Below are 16,712 nucleotides of genomic sequence, written 5' to 3' on the forward strand. Positions count from 1 at the left end.
GCGAGACATGCGACTTCCGGCCCCCTGGCCCGCGCCCATGCGCCGTGGGGCTCCGCCGCGCCCTCGTGGAGGGGGCACCACGGGCGGACGGGCGGGCGCCGACTCCTGCACCCGTCTCCGCGCGAAGCCCTATGCTGCGCCGGCCATGAGACTTCCGTCATCCCGGCTGATGCTGCTGAGCATGCTCTACCTGGTGCAGGGCATGCCCTTTGGCTTCCAGTCGACCGCGCTGCCCGTGTACCTGCGCACGCAGGGCGTGGCGCTGACGACCATCGGCTTCGCCAGCGCGCTGTCGCTGCCGTGGGCACTCAAGGCGCTGTGGGCCCCCCTGGTGGACCGGTATGGCTCGGCGCGCCTGGGGCGGCGCCGCTCCTGGATTCTCCCCATGCAGCTGGGGCTGGCGGCGAGCTGTGCCCTGGCGGCCTTCGCCGCCTCGCGCGAGGCCATGCCGCTGCTGTTCGGGCTCGTCCTGCTGATGAACCTCTTCGCCGCCACGCAGGACATCGCGGTGGACGGCTTCGCGGTGGACACGCTGCGGCCGGACGAGCTGGGGCTGGGCAACACCGCGCAGGTGGTGGGCTACAAGTTCGGGATGATGTTCGCCGGGGGCGGCGTCATCGCCTGGACGGGCGACCGCATCGGCTGGCCGGGCCTGCTGCTCGCCATGGCGGCGCTGTGCCTGGCCGCCTTCGTCGTGATGCTCTTCGCGCGCGAGCCCGCGCCGCGCGAGGGCGCCGCCGCCACGCGGGTGAACTGGGACGAGGTCTTCGGACGGCTCAAGCAGGCGCTGCTGCTGCCCGGCACCGGCTGGCTGCTGCTCTTCGTCGGCACGTACAAGCTGGGCGAGAGCATGTCGGACGTGCTCTACAAGCCCTTCCTCGTGGACGCCGGCATCCCCGCCTCGCGCATCCTCCTGTGGGTGAGCACGTGGGGCACCGTGGCCTCCATCCTCGGCTCCGTGGCGGGAGGGCTTCTGGCCTCACGCATGCCGCTGCTCGGCGCGGTGGCCCTCACCGCCACGCTGCGCGTGGGGCCGCTGGTGGGCCGGTGGCTGCTCGCGACGGCCGGCGTCAGCGATGCCAGCGTCATCGGCGTCACCCTGGCGGAGGAGTTCTTCGGCGGCGCCCTCACCACGGTGATGTTCGCCTTCATGATGTCGCGCGTGGACCGCCGCATCGGCGCCACGCACTACACGCTGCTGGCGAGCCTGGAGGTGTGGGGCAAGGCTCCCGCCGGCCCGCTCGCGACGTGGCTCGCGGACCCGAAGCTCGGCCTGGGCCTGGGCTATCCGCGCGTCTTCATGCTCGGCATCGTCCTCTCCGTGGCCTTCCTCGCCCTGCTGCTGCCGATGCGACGCCAGCGGCGCGTGGGGTTCCCGGCCAGCGCCCCCACCTGAACCACGGTGGCAGCAGCTTCACGGTTACAGCAACTCTTGAAACATACGTGATGCAGGAATGTCGCATGAGGCATGTCAGGCGTGCGTGTTAGCTGCGGGGGCGCTGCACACTCCAACCCGTGGGCCCCCCGGCCCACGCGAGGCCCACCGCATGTCCTCCTCGTCCCTGAAATCACTCCTGAGCGGCGCCGTCCTGCTGGCCGCGCCCCTGGCCCTCGCCAACAGCAGCACCACCATCCCCGCCTTCGACGCGAAGGTTGCCACCGCGCGCACGGCCACCAGCCCGGGCGGCACCACCGTCACCCGCGGCGAGATGTCCGGCGCGCTCCACACCTTCATCGACTTCGATGACGGCGTGGTGGACGCCGCCGAGCGCACGTACCTGGGCACGAAGGTGGGCAACGCCACCTTCCTCACCGGCGTCGAGGAGACGGCGAAGAAGTTCCTCACCGACTTCTACGAGCTGAACGACGCGGCCACCACCCCGGCGCCGCTGTCCCTGTACTGGCTGCAGGACTCACCCGAGGACCTGTACGGCGCGGGCGGCCCGCTGGCGGACGCCTCCAACATCCTGGAGGGCTTCATCCCCTACGGCCAGGGCGTGGCCAACCAGCTCACGCTGCTCGAGACGCTCAAGTCCACCCAGGAGTTCGGGTACGGCGCCCCCAACAGCAGCTTCTACCCCATCACCGAGTCCGAGCTCATCACGACGCTCTCGGGGACGGCCGGCTTCGACTACGAGACGCCCTCCCAGGACGAGGTGAACGGCGCGGCGGCCTTCATCAACCAGATTTCCAGCAACAGCCACCGCCTCTACCAGGCCAGCTGGGCCTGCTTCCGCGGCTGCCAGGGCGACGTGGGCGGTTACGTCATCGCCGCGGTGAGCACCGACCGGCGATTCGTACGCGTGGTGAAGGTCATCACCTGGGTCGAATAGGCGCAACCTCCGCTCGCATTTTACGAGAATCCAAGGCATTTCCAGGCCCGCCCGCCTTTCCCTGGGCGGGCCTTCACCCAAGGCAGGCTCATCCATGCGCAACACCCCCCTCAAGGCGCTCCTCGCGGGCGTCACGCTGCTGGTGTGTCCAGCGGCCCTGGCCGGCACCAGCACGTCGGTCCCCCTCTTCGAGGCGCGAATCACCTCGGCTCGCGCGTCCACCAGCCCGGGCGGCACCAGCGTCCTGCGCGCGGAGATGATTTCCGCGCTCGAGGCCTTCCGCTCCGACGACTGGGCGGTGGACACCGCCGAGCACCAGTACCTGGGCACGAAGCTCTCCAACAGCACCTTCCTCACCGGCATCACCGGCCCCGCGAAGAAGTACCTGCAGGACTTCTACGAGCTGGAGGACGGCGCGACGAGCGCCGCGCCGCTGGCCTCCACCGCCGTGACGACGCCCGCCGCGCAGCTGTACGGCGCGAGCGGCCCGCTGGCGAGCACCTCCGTCATCCGCGAGGGCGCCATCCCCAGCGGCCAGGGCGTGGCCAACCAGGTGACGCTCACCGCGACGTACGACACGTACTTCAACGACGGGTATGACGACCCGGTCTACTTCGAGCCCATCTCCCTGAACGAGCTGACCCTCATGCTCAAGCAGGGCGTCGAGGGCGGCACGCCGACGTCCGACGAGGTGGACGGCGCGCTGGCCTTCATCACCGACATCTCCCGCAACAGCAGCCGCCTCTACATCGCCTACTGGCACAGCTGGGGCAGCAGCGGAGGCCCCGGCGAGTCGGCGGGCCGCATCGTCGCGGCGGTCAGCAGCGACCGTCGTTTCGTGCGGATGGTCAACCTCACCTCGTGGGCGGAGTGATTCACATGCAGACCTCTCTCAAGTCGCTCCTCTCCGGCCTCGTCCTCCTGGCCTCGTCCCCGGCCCTCGCCGGCAGCGCCACCACCATTCCCGCGTTCGACGCGAAGATTGCCACCGCGCGCACGGCCACCAGCCCGGGCGGAACCACCGTCACCCGCGTGGAGATGCAGGGCGCGGTGGACCTGCTCATCAATGACGACAACCAGGTCGACGCCGCCGAGCGCGCGCACATGGGCGCGAAGCTGGCCAGCACCACCTTCCTCACCGGCGTCAACGGCTCGGCGAAGAAGTACCTCAGCGACACGTACGAGCTGAACGACACCGCCACCGTCGCCGCGCCGCTGGGCAGCTACCCCGTGGCCGGGACGCCCGCCGAGCTGTACGGCGCCACCGGCAGCCTCGCCTTCGCGTCCGTCATCCGCGAGGGCTACATCCCCAACGGCCAGGGCGTGGCCAACCAGGTGACTCTGGTGGAGACCTTCAACGCCAACGCCGGCGGCTACAAGGCGGCGAGCTACTTCACGCCCATCACCACGCAGGAGCTCATCGCGACGCTCAGCGCCAACTACTACGCCACCCATGCCACCGTGGATGAGGTCGAGGGCGCGCTGGCGTACATCTACCAGATCTACCGGAACAGCAGCCGGCTGTACGTCGCGGGTTGGTCCGGCAGCTACCACAGCGGATACATGCAGGGCTTCGTCGTGGCGGCGGTGAGCAGCGACCGGCGCTTCGTCCGGTTCGTGGAAGTGATCACCTACGGCGAGTAGCCGCGGGCAGGTGACAACTCCGGCCGGACGGCGCATACACGGCGCCCTCCTGCCGGAGCGTTGTTCAGGGCCTCACGCCCGCGACACTCGGCGCCACGTCACGCCGGTGACGAGGAGCGTCGCAACAGCGGAAAGCCCCCATGGGTCAGCCCTTGAAGGACTCCGGCGGCAGCTCCGTGGCGCGCCACAGGTACCAGCTCGCCACCGTACGCCACGGGCGCCAGCGCTCACCGTACGCCAGCAACTCCTTCGGGCGGGGCATCTCGGGAAGGCCGTAGGCGAGCATGAAGCCCTTGCGCACGCCGTAGTCGTCCACGGGCAGTACGTCCGGCCGGCCGAGCCGGAAGATGAGCAGCATCTCCACCGTCCACTGGCCGATGCCGCGCACCTGGGTGAAGTGCTCGATGAGCGTCGCGTCGTCCATGCGCTTCACACGCGCCAGCGGCGGCACCGTGCCGTCCAGCGACTTGCGGGCCAGGTCGCGCATGGCGGCGAGCTTGTTGGCGGACAACCCCGCCTCGCGCAGGGCCTGGTCCGGCACGTCCATCAGGGCCTGGGGCGTGAAGCGCCGTCCCTGGCCCACGCGCTCGCTCACCCGCGCGAAGATGGAGGCGGCCGCGCGGCCGTGGAGCTGCTGGTAGACGATGGAGCGCGCCAGCGCGGCGAAGGGACTGTGCAGCGGGCTGAGCTCCATGCAGAAGGGACCCACCCGCTTCATCAGCGAGCCCAGCACCGGGTCCGCCCGCACCAGGGCGCGGCGGACCGCGGGCGTGTAGTCATCAGGAAGGCGCGGGGCGGTGGGAGCGGGACGCGGCATGGCGAGCCGCATGCTGCCGCGCCCGCCGGCCCGCGCAACCCGTTTCCTGCTCGCGGGCGGACTAAATCGGCGCGGCCCGGTCCGTCTCGGCGGACACCTGCTCACGGGGCTCGCCCTCCATCAACTCCTCGAACTCCTGTTGCATCTGGACACCCAGGTCCTCGAGTTGCTCCTTGGAGAGGAGCCTGCGGACCTTCTTGAAGAGGTCGGTCTCCTCTTCTTCCACGTGGTGTTCAATCTGCTCCTGGAGCACCTGCATCTTCGCGTCGAACTCCTCGTCGGAGGACTCCATCTCCAGCAGGTCCGCGATGATGCGCTTGACGGAGAGGTGCTCCTCGACGGCCTCGCGCAGCAGGTCCTCGGTGTCCTCGGCCTTGGCCGCCGGATAGAAGTACTGCTCCTCGATGGAGGCGTGCGCGCCGAGGCGGTCGGCGATGGCCTCGAACAATTCCTGCCGCTTCTCGTCGGCGTGGTCCGCGAGCTTCTCGTACTTCTTGAAGAGCTTCTTCACCTCGTCGTGCTGCTGCTTCAGAAGGTCGAGTGCGTTCATGGTCTCCAGCTCCAGGTTGAAGGTTGCATGGGGGCCCGTGTCGGCTCCGAGGTGGGGAGCGCTCCTCGCCGTTCGTTTCCTCGGCCCAAGGTAGGAATGAGCCGCGGGTGCGATAACCGGCGCGGAGGCACCGTGCGCCTGCCTGCCTGCCCAGCTTCAGGGCCTTTGAGATGTGCACAAAGGGACAGTGGCTACCTTCGGATGTTGGCAAGTCACGTCGGCGGGGAAGCGTTTGTGGGGTGACCCGCGCCCCCCGCGCTACAAGAGGGACATGGGCCAGAGCCCACCTCGCGCCGCGAGCCCAGGAGTCACACGGATGCCCGTGGAAAGAACGGCCGGAAGCACCAGCCTCGTCGACGTCCTGGACCGGATGCTGGACCGGGGTCTGCGCTGGGATTCGAACGCCCGCGCGGCGTCGGGCCGGGCCACCGCGGCCTGGAGCACCATGCGCATCGTGGTGACATTCATGGATGTCCGCATCGACGACGTCCCCGCCCGGGGAGTGGCTCCCCGGGCCCCTTCCCCTGGAGCCTGACGCGTTGGCCTCTCCCGTTCCGCGCCCCTCCTCCCACGTGCCCGACGCCGAGGCCCGCCTCGCCCTGGCGGAGTCGCTGCTCGCCTGCGACGCGGCCCGGCCCTGCGCGGAGGCCGTGGTGGAGTGGCTCGTGCGCCACACCCAGGCAGGCGTGGCTGCATGCCTGGTGCGCGAGGAGACAGGGGACCGGCTGACGTGCCTCGCGGCACGGGGACTCTCCGAGGCGCAGTGCGACGCGCTGGAGTGGGAGCACGACGGGGGCGGCCACCCGCTGGCGGAGGTGCTCGCCCACGCGGCGCCGCGCTACTTCCCGGCCGCGCGCGCCCCCCTGCCGGCGCTGGGCAATTGCTTCGCGGTGCCGCTCGGCCGCCCGGGAGTCGCCGCGGTGGGGCTGCTGCTGATTCCGGCGAGCGGGAATGCGCTGCCACCCGAGGTGGCCTGGGTGGCCGCACACGTGGGGACCACACTGGCGCGGCTGGTGCCCTCGGAAGGGCGCCTGGAGGCCGGCACCGGGCTGCTCCGCCGCATCATCGACGCGGTGGCGGACCCGGTGCTGCTGACAGATTTGGACGGGCAGCCGCGCATCGCCAACGCGCGCGCGGAGGCGCTGCTGGTGGCCGGCCCCGACGCGAGCGAGGGACGCCGCCGCGCGGTGGAGATCAACCGGCGGGTGTTCTCCAGCGCGCTGGCCAGCGGCGCCAGGGGTGGGGCCGTCGGCACGCGCCGGCGCGAGGTGCCCCTGGTGGACCCGGCGGAGGGCATGGACCTGCTCTTCGAGCTCATCAGCACGCCCGTGCACGCGCCCGACGGCCACGAGGCCGTGGTGAGCGTGCTGCGCAACGTGACCGACCTGGGCCGCGCCACACAGGCGCTGGGCGAGAGCTACCGCCGCCTGCGGGCCACCGAGCGCGAGGCGCGCAGCGAGCGCCACCGGCTGGACCGGGTGCTGGACTCGGTGGCGGACCCCATCATCCTGTCGGACCCGTCCGGCGGCACGGTGATGCTGAACGGCCCGGCGGAGAAGCTCTTCGCCCTGCCGCTGGACGGGGGCAAGGCCGCGCAGCGCCGCGTGCGCTCCAACGTCGCGACGTTCTCCTCGTTCCTCGCCAACCTGGTGGATGGCGGCGCGGCCCTGCGCTGGCGCGGCCAGCTCAGCCTGGAGGACCCGGCCACCGGCGCCACCATTCCCGTGGAGGCGGTGGCGAGCAAGGTGCTCGGGGACAACGGCGAGCTGACGGGCATCGTCACGCTGTTCCATGACCGCACCGAGGCGCTGGAGAAGGCGCGCCTGCTGGAGCGGGTGAAGGAGGTCTCCAGCCAGTTGGAGGCGCGGGTGCAGGTGGCCACCGCGGAGCTGGCCGAGCAGAACGAGAAGCTGCGCCGGCAGGCGATTCAGCTGGAGCAGGCGAGCGCGGCCAAGTCGCAGTTCCTGGCCAACATGTCGCACGAGTTCCGCACGCCGCTCAACGCCATCCTCGGCTACACCAACATGCTGTTGCAGGGCGTGTCGGGAGAGCTGTCACCGGCGCAGAAGCGCAACCTCACGCGCATCGACTCGAACGGGCGCCACCTGCTGGAGGTCATCAACGAGATTCTCGACATCACCCGCATCGAAGCGGGGCGCATGCCGCTGCACCTGTCGGACTTCGGGATTCCGGAGCTCCTTCAGGAGGTCATCGCGGAGCTGGACCCCATCATCGCCCGCAGCAAGCTGGCGGTGAGCACGGAGCTGGGCGCGCGCCTGCCTCCGGTCCACAGTGACAGGCAGAAGGTGAAGCAGATTGTCCTCAACCTCCTGTCCAACGCGCTGAAGTTCACCCACGAGGGCTCGGTGACGGTGCTGGCCGAGTACGTCACGGCGACGTCCACGCTCGCCATCTCCGTGCAGGACACGGGGATTGGCATCGACACGGCGTACCAGGAAAAAATCTTCGAGGACTTCCAGCAGGTAGACAGTTCTCCGACGCGGGCCTATGGAGGAACGGGCCTGGGGCTGTCTATCTGCCGTCGACTGGCCACCATGCTCGGAGGGCGCGTCACCCTCCAGAGCGCTCCGGGCCAGGGCTCGACGTTCACCCTGCACTTTCCACGACGCGCGAGGCGCGCATGACCAATCCCTCTCCGACAACGAAGCCGCTCGTGCTGGTCGTCGACGACTACCAGGATGCGAGGGAGATGTACGCCGAGTACCTGGAGTTCTCGGGCTTTCGTGTGGCCGAGGCGAAGAACGGTCAGGAGGCGTTGGACAAGGCCTTCGAGCTGCGGCCGGACATCATCCTGATGGACCTGTCGCTGCCCATCATCGACGGGTGGGAGGCGACGCGGCGGCTGAAGAACGATGACCGCACGCGCACCATCCCCGTGGTGGCCCTCACCGGCCATGCGATGACGGGCCAGTCGGACGAGGCGAAGGGCGCGGGCTGCGACTCCTTCGTCACCAAGCCGTGCCTGCCGGACGCGCTGGTGGACGAGGTCCGCCGCGTGCTCGCCACGCGTGGAGCCGCCCGGCCAGGGTGAGACGCGCGATGCCCCGGACGTCACGGACGCGAAAAGGCTCCACCCCCAAGGCACCCGGTGCCTCGGGTGGGGCGAAGACCCCCGCGCCAGCGCCAAAGAAGGCCCGGGCGAAGCGTCCCGCGAAAGTGAAGACCCCGGTCGAGGCCGCGACGGTCATCGTGACGACCTCCTCGGAGGGCGCGCCGCTTCCTCCGGAAGCATGGGCGGAGGGTGGCGCACCGGAGCGCGTGGCCGCGCGTCCCGAGGCGCAGCCCCCCAGGGAAGTGGCCCCGAGCCACATGCCCGGGATGGAGCTGGAGGACGGCCCGCGCTACCTCTACGGCGTGGTGCGCGCGGTGGGCGACCTGGACTTCGGGCCCATCGGCCTGGGCGTGCCGCCGGCCGACGTGCACGCGGTGCGCGAGGGGGACCTGGCGGCGCTGGTGTCCATCGCACCGGCGCTGGTGGTGGACCCGACGCGGGCGCACCTGCTCGTGCACCAGCGCGTCACCGAGGCCGTGCTGCGTGAGCACACGCTGCTGCCGGTGGCCTTCGGCACCGTGCTGCGCTCGGAGGCGCAGGTGCGGGAGTTGCTGCGCACCGCGCACGGCGCGCTGTCCGACACGCTCATCGCGCTGGAGGACAAGGTCGAGCTGGGCCTGAAGGTCCTCTACCACCGAGAGCACCTGGCCCGGCGGTTGGAGCTGGGAGACGCCACGCTGGGCCGCCGCGAGGACGAGCCCGAGGCCGAGCACGAGCACCGCATCAGCGCCGCCATCACGGACCGGGTGGAGCGCGACATGGCCGCGCTGCTGGAGGGCCTGCGGCCGCTGTCCTTCGCGTCCCGCAACTCGGCCCCGGTGGGAGACCGGATGCTCCTCAACGCCGCCTTCCTCGTGGGCCGCGACTGGGTGGAGTCCTTCGAGGCGCAGTTGAAGTCCCTGGCGGCCCGCTGGGACACCTACGCCTTCCGCTTCACCGGCCCCTGGGCGCCCTACAGCTTCGTGGACCTGTGCCTGGGGCTGGAGCCGGAGCCCGACGCGGCGGCCTGAGACGGCCGCCGCTCGGGACGCTCACTTCCCCGAAGCCGACGACACCGGCGCGGACACCTTCGCCGCCTCGGCGGCCAGCGCGTCCACGCCCGCGTGCAGGCGCGTCCAGCCGGTGGTGTGCTCGGTGCGGGCGAAGAAGCCGCCCTGCCCCTTCGCCACCGTCAGCTCGCCCACGGGCTTGCCACCCTTGCGGTACTCCACGCGGAAGGCCACCTCCGGCTCGCCGCCCGGCGGCAGCTCGCCCCGGCCGAGGAAGTCGAGCGGCATCAGCCGCCACACCCGGTCATGCCAGTTGCGCGCGAACTCGTCCGGCCGGTCCGGCGACTCCTCCGGCGCCAGGGCCACCGCGCCGGGCGTCTTGCCGTTCGCGGTGAAGGTGCGCGACGTGCCACCGGCGGTGATGACCACCGCGTCGAAGTCGCCCACGTCGAAGGTGTGCAGCCGCCGGTCCACGAGCCGGCTGGAGGCGTTCTCCAAATCTGGCAGCAGCGCCGGACCGAGGAGGAATACGCGGCCGTCCTCCTCACGGCGCAGGTACGGCGTGCCCCAGCCTCCCGGCGGTGAGGCCAGGGAGAAGGCCTGCGGCTTGCCGCCCACCGTCACCGTCAGCTTGCGCGCGGTACTGGCCAGCCCCACCTCATCCAGCTTCTTCCCGTCCATCTCGCCCAGCGCGCGCAGGGCCCGCAGCGGCGCGAAGCGGGCGAACAGCTTCTCCGCCGTCTCGTTGGCGCGCAGCTCACGCGGGGGCGGTGGAGGCTCCGTCACGGCCACCACGGGCGGCATGCCCGCGTCCGCGCCCAGAGCCACCGCAGTGCCCGCATCGCCCGTGCCGGACGCGGCCACCGCGGTGCCGCCATCCGCGCCCGTACCGGCCACCGCCGTGCCGCCATCCGTCGCGCCTGGCACCGACAGCTTCGGCGGCTTGAAGCCCAGGCGAATCCACAGCCTGTCGCGGTCCTTCTCGTCGCGGAACAGCTCCACGAAGCGCGCGTCGTCCTCATAGCGCACGGCGTCCAGCGCGCGTGCCGGGGCGTCCACCACCGTCACCTCGCCCGGTGTGCCCGAGGGCTCGCGCTGCCAGACGAAGAAGGCGGCCACGAGCGCCACGGCCGCGAGGCACCCTTGCAGAGCCAGGTCCCGAACCTTCATCGCTCACCTCCCGCCGCCACCGCGGCCCGTGGAGCGCGCCGGCCCCGCCGCCGCGTCTTCACGAAGCCCACCACCAGCACCAGGGCGGGCCCCAGGAAGACGGTGGCGTAGAACCAGGCCACGTCCTGCTCGCGCGTGTGTTGGATGGGCACGTCCTCCTCGGTGGACACCGTGCCGGCGAGGGCCTCTTCGCCAGTGAGCCACTTCAGCGTGTCCACCGCGAGGTACGCGTTGCCCAGGTTGGTCAGCACGCCGTCGCCCAGCGCATCCGCGTCCGCCATGACGACGGCGCGCGTCGGCACCTTGCCGGCCGGCGAGGGCTTCTCCACCGCCACCACCAGCGGCCACGCGCGCCGCGTCTCCCCCGCGTCCTGGGTGAAGTTGCCGTTGGCATCCGCGAACGTCGCACTGTGCGCGCGCACGGAGATGTCGTGCATGACGCTGTTGGGCAGCGGCTGGAGCTGCTCCATGGCGCCCGCGCCGGGGAAGGCCACTGGCGCCTGTCCCGCCAGCGCCGACAGCGAGGTGACGGACGGGTGCGAGGAGAAGCTCGCAGTGCCCAGGTTGCCCCGGTCGCTCTGCTGTCGCGTGGTGCGGAAGTACACCTGGTCATTGGCCAGCGGCGTCTTCATGTACTTGAGCCCCAGCGGCGCCAGCACCTCATGGAAGTCCGGCCCGTCAGGCTCCAGCGCCAGCCACAGCCGGCCGCCGCGATTCGCGTACTCGTTCAGGGCCGCCAGCTCCTCGGGGAGGAACTCGCGCGTGGGGCCCACGACGACGACGGCGGCGGCATCCTTCGGGATTTCGGCGCCCAACCCCTCCGCCATGCCCAGAGAACGCACGTCCACGTTCTGCGCGCGCAGCAGCTCCTTGAGCTGTGACACGGAGGGACGGGGCGTCTCGCCCGGCACAGGCCGCGACTCGGCGCGCTCGCCATGGCCCGCCGTGAAGTAGACGACGCGACGAGGCCGCGCCACCGCCAGCAGCCGGCGCTGCACCTCCTGGTCCAGCCGCTGGAGCTGCCCACGCGCCCGGTCGATTTCGAGCCCGACCGTGAGAGGCTCCTTCCTGTCGCCCCGCGCGACGACGATGGTGCCGTTGTTGAAGACGCCCAGCGCACGCGCGCGGGCCGGGTCCACCGCCTGGTCCAGCCGCTCCACGTTGAGCAACTGGGGGCTCTCCACCGCGAGGTCTCGGAAGTACTGCCCCACCGCCTCACCCACCTCGTTCGCGGGCGGGAAGAAGAGTGTGACCTGGAGGGGCTCGTTGAGGCCGCGAATCACCTTGCGCGTGGAGTCGCCGGGCTTCGCGGTGCGGAAGTACGACAGGTCCCACGTCACGTCCGCCTGCGTGGCGACGTACATGGTGGCGAAGGAGAAGACGACGACGAAGGCCAGCCCCAGCCCGGAGTAGAGCGCACTGCGGGCGCGGCCCGTCTCCATCACCGGCGCGCGGGCCATGGCCGAGGAAGCCACCTCCACCAGCGCCAGCGGCAGCAGCGTGCACAAGAGCAGCGCCGGGAAGAGCGCCGCCAGCACCACCGCCAGCTTCGGGGCCTTCTGCGACAGCGGCCCGCCGAAGAGGGCCGTCCCCACGTCCGACTGGAGGAAGTAGAGCAGCAGCGCCACCAGGCCCAACCCGTACAGCCCCAGCACCTGGCGCTCCACCACGCGCCGGTCCGCCGCGGCCGAGCGCAGGCGGGTGAAGCGCCACACCGCCGCCCCCACCGCCAGCGCCACGCCGAGCCCGGTGAGGACGGTGCGGCCCGTGCCCGCGCCGAAAATCCGCTCGCCGATGAAGATGGCGAGCAACCCCACGACGTACACCAGCGTCATGGGCAGCCCGCTGCCGACAGGACGCGTGCTCATCGCCACCTCCGGGCCTCGAGCACCCGTGTGGCCGCGAACAGCGCCACATAGGTGACCACGAGGTAGTAGACGACGTCGCGCACGTGGACGAGCCCCGACTGGAACGGCGGGAAGTGCTGGTTCCACAGCGACATCGCACTGAAGACGTCCGACAGCGGCTGCTCGGTGATTCGCGCCAGCAACCAGCAAAGGATGAGGGCCACCAGCAGCACCGCGGACGTAATCGCCGCGAGCAACTGGTTGCGCGCCAGCGCCGAGCCGAACGTCCCCACCGCCAGCGAAGCGCTGCCCAGCAGGAGCAGCCCCAGGTAGCCGGCCGCCACGTGCCCGAAGGACACCTTGCCGTGCACCATGACCAGCAGCGGCATGTACAGCGTGCACAGCACGTACAGCCCCAGGAACGTCAGCCCCGCGAGGAACTTGCCCAGCACGATGTCCCTGTCCCGCAGCGGCGACGAGTACAGCAGGGGCAGCGTGCCCGTCTGCCGCTCCTCCGCGAGCAGGCGCATGGAGATGAACACCGAGGCGACGATGGTGAAGCCGCTCGAGTAATAGAAGAACTGCGACAGCACCTCGGCGGAGCGCTTGCTGGCGCCGCCCAGGGCGTACGCGTTGAAGAACAGGCCGTTCAACGCGAGGATGACCGCGATGACGACGTAGCCGCTGAGCGTGCGCAGGTAGCCGGCGAGCTCGCGGCGGGCAATCAGGAGCGCCTTCACGACCGCACCTCCTGGCCGTGCGTCAGCCGCAGGAAGATGGACTCCAACTGGCCCGCGCCCTGGTCCAGCCGCAAGAGCTCCAGGCCCGCGCCCACCACCGCCTGCGCCACCCGGGGCCGCTGGTCCGGCGAGGTGCGCACCGTCAGCGCCACCACACCGTCCGCCACACGGCCCACGTCCACCTCGCCGAACGCCTTCAGCACCTCCACCGCGCGCGCCCTGTCACCGCGCACCTCCACCTCGATGGAGCCCCCGCCGCCCATCTTCGTCCCCAGCTCCTCCTCCGTCCCCTGCGCCACCAGCGTCCCCTTGTGGATGATGAGGAGCCGGTCGCACGTCTGCGAAATCTCCGGGAGGATGTGGCTGGAGACGAGCACCGTGTGCGTGCCCTTGAGGCCGCGGATGACGTCGCGCATCTCGACAATCTGCCGCGGGTCCAGGCCACTGGTGGGCTCGTCGAGGATGAGCAGCGCCGGCTTGTGCACCAGCGCCTGCGCCACGCCCACGCGCTGTCGGAAGCCATGGCTGAGCGTGGAGATGAGCTCGCCGTCCACCTCGCGCAGCCCCGTCTTCTCCTCGGCCTCGCCCACGCGGGAGGCGGTGTCCCGGGCCGTCACGCCGCGCAGTTGCGCGACGTAGGCCAGGTACTCGCCCACCGTCATCTCCTCGTAGAGCGGCGGCACGTCCGGGAGGTAGCCGATGCGCTGGCGCACCTCGTGCGGTTCGTTCACCACGTCGTGGCCGTCGATGACGACGCGCCCGGCGGTGGGTAGCAGCACGCAGCCGAGAATCTTCAGCGTGGTCGACTTGCCCGCGCCATTGAGGCCCAGGAAGCCGATGACCTCGCCCTGGCCAATGGTGAAGGCCAGCTCGCGGATGGCCGCGTGCTCACCGTAGTACTTGGTCAGCCCTTCGACCTGAATCATCAGGGTGTCCTCTCCCCTTCGGAAGCGGCGGTTTTTCTGGCGCAGCCGTGGGGAATGTCAAGCGACCAACGCGCTAGGACAAGCGGTATTCCGGCCCCTCCGTCGTCCGACCCAGGGTGAAGCGCAGGGCGCCCTCCAGGTCGGGCAGGAGGAAGGAGAAGCCGAGCCGCTCGGCGGCCGAGGGCAGCACGTGGGCCCCGCTCAGCACCGTCTCCTGCCCCATCTCCCCGAAGAGGGTGCGGATGAGGGGGGCGGGCACCGGGAAGAAGGCCGGCCGGCGCAGCACCCGGCCGAGCGTCCGGGCGAAGTCCACCTGCCGCACCGCGCCGGGCGCCACCGCGTTGATGGGGCCGCGCGCGGCTTCCGTGAAGAGGGAGAAGTGGATGAGGCCGAGCACGTCCTCCAACGACACCCAGCTGAACCACTGGCGCCCGGAGCCCACGGGGCCTCCGCCGCCCGCGTTGAAGGCGGGCACCATCTTCGCCAGGGCGCCCTCGCGCGCGTCCAGCACGGGGCCGATGCGCAGGTGCACCACGCGGATGCCAGCGGCCTCGGCCGGCGCGGTGGACGCCTCCCAGGCCCGGCACACGTCGGCGAGGAAGCCGGTGCCGGGGGCGCTCTCCTCGGTGAGGGGCTCGTCCCCGCGGTCGCCGTAGATGCCGGTGCCGACGGCACACACCAGCACCCTCGGCTTGCGCTTCATCCGCGCCAGGGCCTCGCACAGCGTGCGCGTGCCCTCGGTGCGGCTCTTGAGGATGACGTCCTTGTACTCGGGGGACCAGCGCTGGCCCGCCACGTTGGCGCCAGCCAGGTGCACCACCGCGTCCACACCCTCCAGGGACTCCGTGTCGACCTGCCCCTTGTCGGGCGACCATGCCACCTCGCCCTTCGCGGCGTCCGCCTTCCCGCGCACCAGGCGCTTCACCCGGTGGCCGCCCGTGGTGAGGAAGGGCGTCAGCGACGAGCCCAGCAGGCCCGACGCGCCGGTGATGGCCACCGTGAGCGGCCCCTGCCCGGCGAAGGCCGCATGCCGGCGCAGGTCCTCGCGTGTCACCCGGTGCCGGTACGCGAACATGCGCGCCAGCTTGTTGCGGGTGAAGCCATTGCCGAAGGCGCTGCCGAGCGGGCCCACGGGGAGGACGTACTCGATGGCGTCCTGCAGGGTGGAGGTGCTGGGAGACGCCGGGTCGGGCAGCATGCGATGGGTGTGGACCCACTTCGAGAAGGGGCCCGACAGTTGCTGGTCCTGGAAGAGGGAGCCCTCCTCGTAGACGGTGTGCTCGGCCACCCAGCGCTGGGAGATGGGGCCCAGCTTCATGCGGACGACGGCGCGGGAGCCCTGGCGGATGCCGTCGCCGGTGCGCTCCACCACCTCCACCCGCTCCCAGGGGGGCGACAGGCGCTCGAATGCCCCCTCGCGGGTATGCCAGGTGAACAGCTCGGAGGCGGAGACTGGCATCTGGCTGCGCGCATCGAAGACGTGCGACTTGCCCATGTTCCCTCCCGGGGCGACAGTGCGGCCGCGCATGCTTAATCCGGACTCAATCGAGCGCGCAGTGGATTTGCTGCGCCGCGGCGGTGTCGTCGCCCTGCCCACGGAGACGGTGTATGGCCTCGCGGCCAACGCCGAGGACGAACTGGCCGTGCGCCGCGTCTTCGCCATCAAGGGCCGCCCCGCGACACACCCGCTCATCGTCCACATCCCGGGCGTGGAGCACCTGTCGTCGTGGGCGCGCGAGGTACCGGAAGCGGCGCTCCGGCTCGCCAGCGCGTTCTGGCCCGGCCCGCTGACGCTGGTGCTGCCGCGCACGTCGCGTGCGACGGATGCCGTCACCGGTGGGCAGGACACGGTGGCGCTGCGCGTGCCGAACCACCCGATGGCGCTCGCGGTACTCCAGAAGCTCGGAGGCGGGCTGGCCGCGCCGAGCGCCAACCGCTTCGGCCGGGTGAGCCCCACCACGGCGGAGCACGTGTCACGGGACTTGGGCGGCGACGTGGACCTCGTGCTGGATGGAGGTCCGTGCACGGTGGGCGTGGAGTCGACCATCGTGGACCTGAGCTCGGACGCGCCCGCGATTCTGCGCCCCGGTGGACTGGCGACCGAGGAAGTGGAGCGCGTGCTGGGGCAGTCGGTGCCGGTGCGCACGGAGTCCAAGGTGCGCGTGTCGGGCTCGCTGGCGTCGCACTACGCGCCGCGCGCGGGGGTGGTGCTGGTGGAGCCTCGCGAGGCGCTCTCACGCGTGCAGGCCCTGCGGAGCCAGGGCCAACGCGTGGGCGTGCTGGGGCCCGCGAGCCTCAACCTGCCGTCGGACGTGCCCCGCTTCGACGTGCCGGAAGACCCGGCCGGCGCGGCGCGCGTGCTGTACGCGCGGCTGCGCGAGGCGGATGAGCAGGGCCACGACGTGCTCGTGGCCTGCCTGCCCGAGGCGAGCGGCCTGGGCATCGCGGTGCGCGACAGGCTGGCCCGGGCTGCCGCGCCTCGTACCTGAGCCACCACTCCAGGGAGTGCGGCCATGAAGCGCTATTTCACGCCCAGGACCCGTGCCCCCCGTCCCCACTGGCTGCGGGAGGCTCGGCCTGCTGTCCTGACCAGGGCCCGGCGGGGCCCCGGCGCTGACTGGAC

At 71.2% G+C, this 16,712-nt stretch carries 16 protein-coding genes; 9 read left to right on the forward strand and 7 right to left on the reverse strand.

Annotated features, from left to right (window positions below; translation table 11 throughout):
• Nucleotides 1-145: 145 nt before the first annotated feature.
• The 4 genes from OV427_RS10710 to OV427_RS10725 all read left to right on the forward strand — a co-directional run bounded on the left by OV427_RS10710 (nucleotide 146) and on the right by OV427_RS10725 (nucleotide 3,977).
• Nucleotides 146-1,396, forward strand: coding sequence for an MFS transporter (locus OV427_RS10710; RefSeq protein ID WP_267855994.1), 1,251 nt, complete (start codon nucleotides 146-148; stop codon nucleotides 1,394-1,396).
• A 151-nt stretch (nucleotides 1,397-1,547) separates the two neighbouring features.
• Complete coding sequence (locus OV427_RS10715; RefSeq protein ID WP_267855995.1) at nucleotides 1,548-2,333, forward strand: hypothetical protein; 786 nt, start codon at nucleotides 1,548-1,550, stop codon at nucleotides 2,331-2,333.
• Nucleotides 2,334-2,427: 94 nt separating this feature from the next.
• Nucleotides 2,428-3,207: a hypothetical protein gene (locus OV427_RS10720; RefSeq protein WP_267855996.1), complete on the forward strand. Its 780-nt coding sequence runs from the start codon at nucleotides 2,428-2,430 to the stop codon at nucleotides 3,205-3,207.
• Nucleotides 3,208-3,212: 5 nt separating this feature from the next.
• Nucleotides 3,213-3,977 carry a hypothetical protein gene (locus tag OV427_RS10725; protein WP_267855997.1) on the forward strand — a complete coding sequence of 255 codons (765 nt, stop codon included), beginning with the start codon at nucleotides 3,213-3,215 and terminating at the stop codon, nucleotides 3,975-3,977.
• A 145-nt stretch (nucleotides 3,978-4,122) separates the two neighbouring features.
• Here OV427_RS10725 and OV427_RS10730 read toward each other — a convergent pair whose 3' ends face one another.
• Both OV427_RS10730 and OV427_RS10735 read right to left on the reverse strand, forming a co-directional pair.
• A complete protein-coding gene (locus tag OV427_RS10730; RefSeq protein ID WP_267855998.1) occupies nucleotides 4,123-4,794 on the reverse strand; it encodes a DNA-3-methyladenine glycosylase family protein in 672 nt (223 codons plus the stop codon).
• Nucleotides 4,795-4,855: 61 nt separating this feature from the next.
• Nucleotides 4,856-5,344, reverse strand: coding sequence for a hemerythrin domain-containing protein (locus OV427_RS10735; protein WP_267855999.1), 489 nt, complete (start codon nucleotides 5,342-5,344; stop codon nucleotides 4,856-4,858).
• 316 nt (nucleotides 5,345-5,660) lie between these two features.
• Between OV427_RS10735 and OV427_RS10740 the strand changes: the two genes are divergently transcribed.
• The 4 genes from OV427_RS10740 (at nucleotide 5,661) to OV427_RS10755 (ending at nucleotide 9,427) form a co-directional block, all read left to right on the forward strand.
• A complete protein-coding gene (locus OV427_RS10740) occupies nucleotides 5,661-5,879 on the forward strand; it encodes a hypothetical protein (RefSeq protein ID WP_267856000.1) in 219 nt (72 codons plus the stop codon).
• A gap of 4 nt (nucleotides 5,880-5,883) precedes the next feature.
• The gene (locus tag OV427_RS10745) at nucleotides 5,884-7,989 is read left to right on the forward strand and encodes a PAS domain-containing sensor histidine kinase (protein ID WP_267856001.1); all 2,106 of its coding nucleotides are present in this window, start codon (nucleotides 5,884-5,886) and stop codon (nucleotides 7,987-7,989) included.
• Complete coding sequence (locus OV427_RS10750; RefSeq protein ID WP_267856002.1) at nucleotides 7,986-8,396, forward strand: response regulator; 411 nt, start codon at nucleotides 7,986-7,988, stop codon at nucleotides 8,394-8,396. Before OV427_RS10745 ends, OV427_RS10750 begins: the two co-directional genes overlap by 4 nt.
• Before the next feature lie 125 nt (nucleotides 8,397-8,521).
• The gene (locus tag OV427_RS10755; RefSeq protein WP_267856003.1) at nucleotides 8,522-9,427 is read left to right on the forward strand and encodes a GvpL/GvpF family gas vesicle protein; all 906 of its coding nucleotides are present in this window, start codon (nucleotides 8,522-8,524) and stop codon (nucleotides 9,425-9,427) included.
• A gap of 21 nt (nucleotides 9,428-9,448) precedes the next feature.
• Here OV427_RS10755 and OV427_RS10760 read toward each other — a convergent pair whose 3' ends face one another.
• The 5 genes from OV427_RS10760 to OV427_RS10780 form a co-directional block, all read right to left on the reverse strand.
• Nucleotides 9,449-10,576, reverse strand: a complete 1,128-nt coding sequence (locus OV427_RS10760) for a hypothetical protein (RefSeq protein WP_267856004.1) — start codon at nucleotides 10,574-10,576, stop codon at nucleotides 9,449-9,451.
• The gene (locus OV427_RS10765; protein ID WP_267856005.1) at nucleotides 10,573-12,444 is read right to left on the reverse strand and encodes a Gldg family protein; all 1,872 of its coding nucleotides are present in this window, start codon (nucleotides 12,442-12,444) and stop codon (nucleotides 10,573-10,575) included. Before OV427_RS10765 ends, OV427_RS10760 begins: the two co-directional genes overlap by 4 nt.
• Nucleotides 12,441-13,163, reverse strand: coding sequence for an ABC transporter permease (locus OV427_RS10770; RefSeq protein ID WP_267856006.1), 723 nt, complete (start codon nucleotides 13,161-13,163; stop codon nucleotides 12,441-12,443). The genes OV427_RS10765 and OV427_RS10770 overlap by 4 nt, the downstream gene beginning before the upstream one ends.
• Nucleotides 13,160-14,089 (reverse strand): ABC transporter ATP-binding protein, encoded by a 930-nt coding sequence (locus tag OV427_RS10775; RefSeq protein ID WP_267856007.1) that lies wholly within the window; start codon nucleotides 14,087-14,089, stop codon nucleotides 13,160-13,162. Before OV427_RS10775 ends, OV427_RS10770 begins: the two co-directional genes overlap by 4 nt.
• A gap of 73 nt (nucleotides 14,090-14,162) precedes the next feature.
• Complete coding sequence (locus OV427_RS10780; RefSeq protein WP_267856008.1) at nucleotides 14,163-15,584, reverse strand: TIGR01777 family oxidoreductase; 1,422 nt, start codon at nucleotides 15,582-15,584, stop codon at nucleotides 14,163-14,165.
• Nucleotides 15,585-15,615: 31 nt separating this feature from the next.
• Here OV427_RS10780 and OV427_RS10785 point away from each other — a divergent pair, with 31 nt between their 5' ends.
• Nucleotides 15,616-16,578 (forward strand): L-threonylcarbamoyladenylate synthase, encoded by a 963-nt coding sequence (locus OV427_RS10785; RefSeq protein WP_267856009.1) that lies wholly within the window; start codon nucleotides 15,616-15,618, stop codon nucleotides 16,576-16,578.
• Nucleotides 16,579-16,712: the final 134 nt, after the last annotated feature.

Origin of the sequence: Pyxidicoccus sp. MSG2, assembly GCF_026626705.1 — a bacterium.
Lineage (GTDB): Bacteria > Myxococcota > Myxococcia > Myxococcales > Myxococcaceae > Myxococcus.

Bases quoted from the DNA above. Each gene is read 5' to 3' on its own strand.
- OV427_RS10740 (WP_267856000.1), top strand. From the start codon at position 5,661: ATGCCCGTGGAAAGAACGGCCGGAAGCACCAGCCTCGTCGACGTCCTG.
- OV427_RS10715 (WP_267855995.1), top strand. From the start codon at position 1,548: ATGTCCTCCTCGTCCCTGAAATCACTCCTGAGCGGCGCCGTCCTGCTG.
- OV427_RS10780 (WP_267856008.1), bottom strand. From the start codon at position 15,584: ATGGGCAAGTCGCACGTCTTCGATGCGCGCAGCCAGATGCCAGTCTCC.
- OV427_RS10775 (WP_267856007.1), bottom strand. From the start codon at position 14,089: ATGATTCAGGTCGAAGGGCTGACCAAGTACTACGGTGAGCACGCGGCC.
- OV427_RS10785 (WP_267856009.1), top strand. From the start codon at position 15,616: ATGCTTAATCCGGACTCAATCGAGCGCGCAGTGGATTTGCTGCGCCGC.
- OV427_RS10765 (WP_267856005.1), bottom strand. From the start codon at position 12,444: ATGAGCACGCGTCCTGTCGGCAGCGGGCTGCCCATGACGCTGGTGTAC.
- OV427_RS10750 (WP_267856002.1), top strand. From the start codon at position 7,986: ATGACCAATCCCTCTCCGACAACGAAGCCGCTCGTGCTGGTCGTCGAC.
- OV427_RS10720 (WP_267855996.1), top strand. From the start codon at position 2,428: ATGCGCAACACCCCCCTCAAGGCGCTCCTCGCGGGCGTCACGCTGCTG.
- OV427_RS10760 (WP_267856004.1), bottom strand. From the start codon at position 10,576: ATGAAGGTTCGGGACCTGGCTCTGCAAGGGTGCCTCGCGGCCGTGGCG.
- OV427_RS10735 (WP_267855999.1), bottom strand. From the start codon at position 5,344: ATGAACGCACTCGACCTTCTGAAGCAGCAGCACGACGAGGTGAAGAAG.
- OV427_RS10725 (WP_267855997.1), top strand. From the start codon at position 3,213: ATGCAGACCTCTCTCAAGTCGCTCCTCTCCGGCCTCGTCCTCCTGGCC.
- OV427_RS10710 (WP_267855994.1), top strand. From the start codon at position 146: ATGAGACTTCCGTCATCCCGGCTGATGCTGCTGAGCATGCTCTACCTG.
- OV427_RS10730 (WP_267855998.1), bottom strand. From the start codon at position 4,794: ATGCCGCGTCCCGCTCCCACCGCCCCGCGCCTTCCTGATGACTACACG.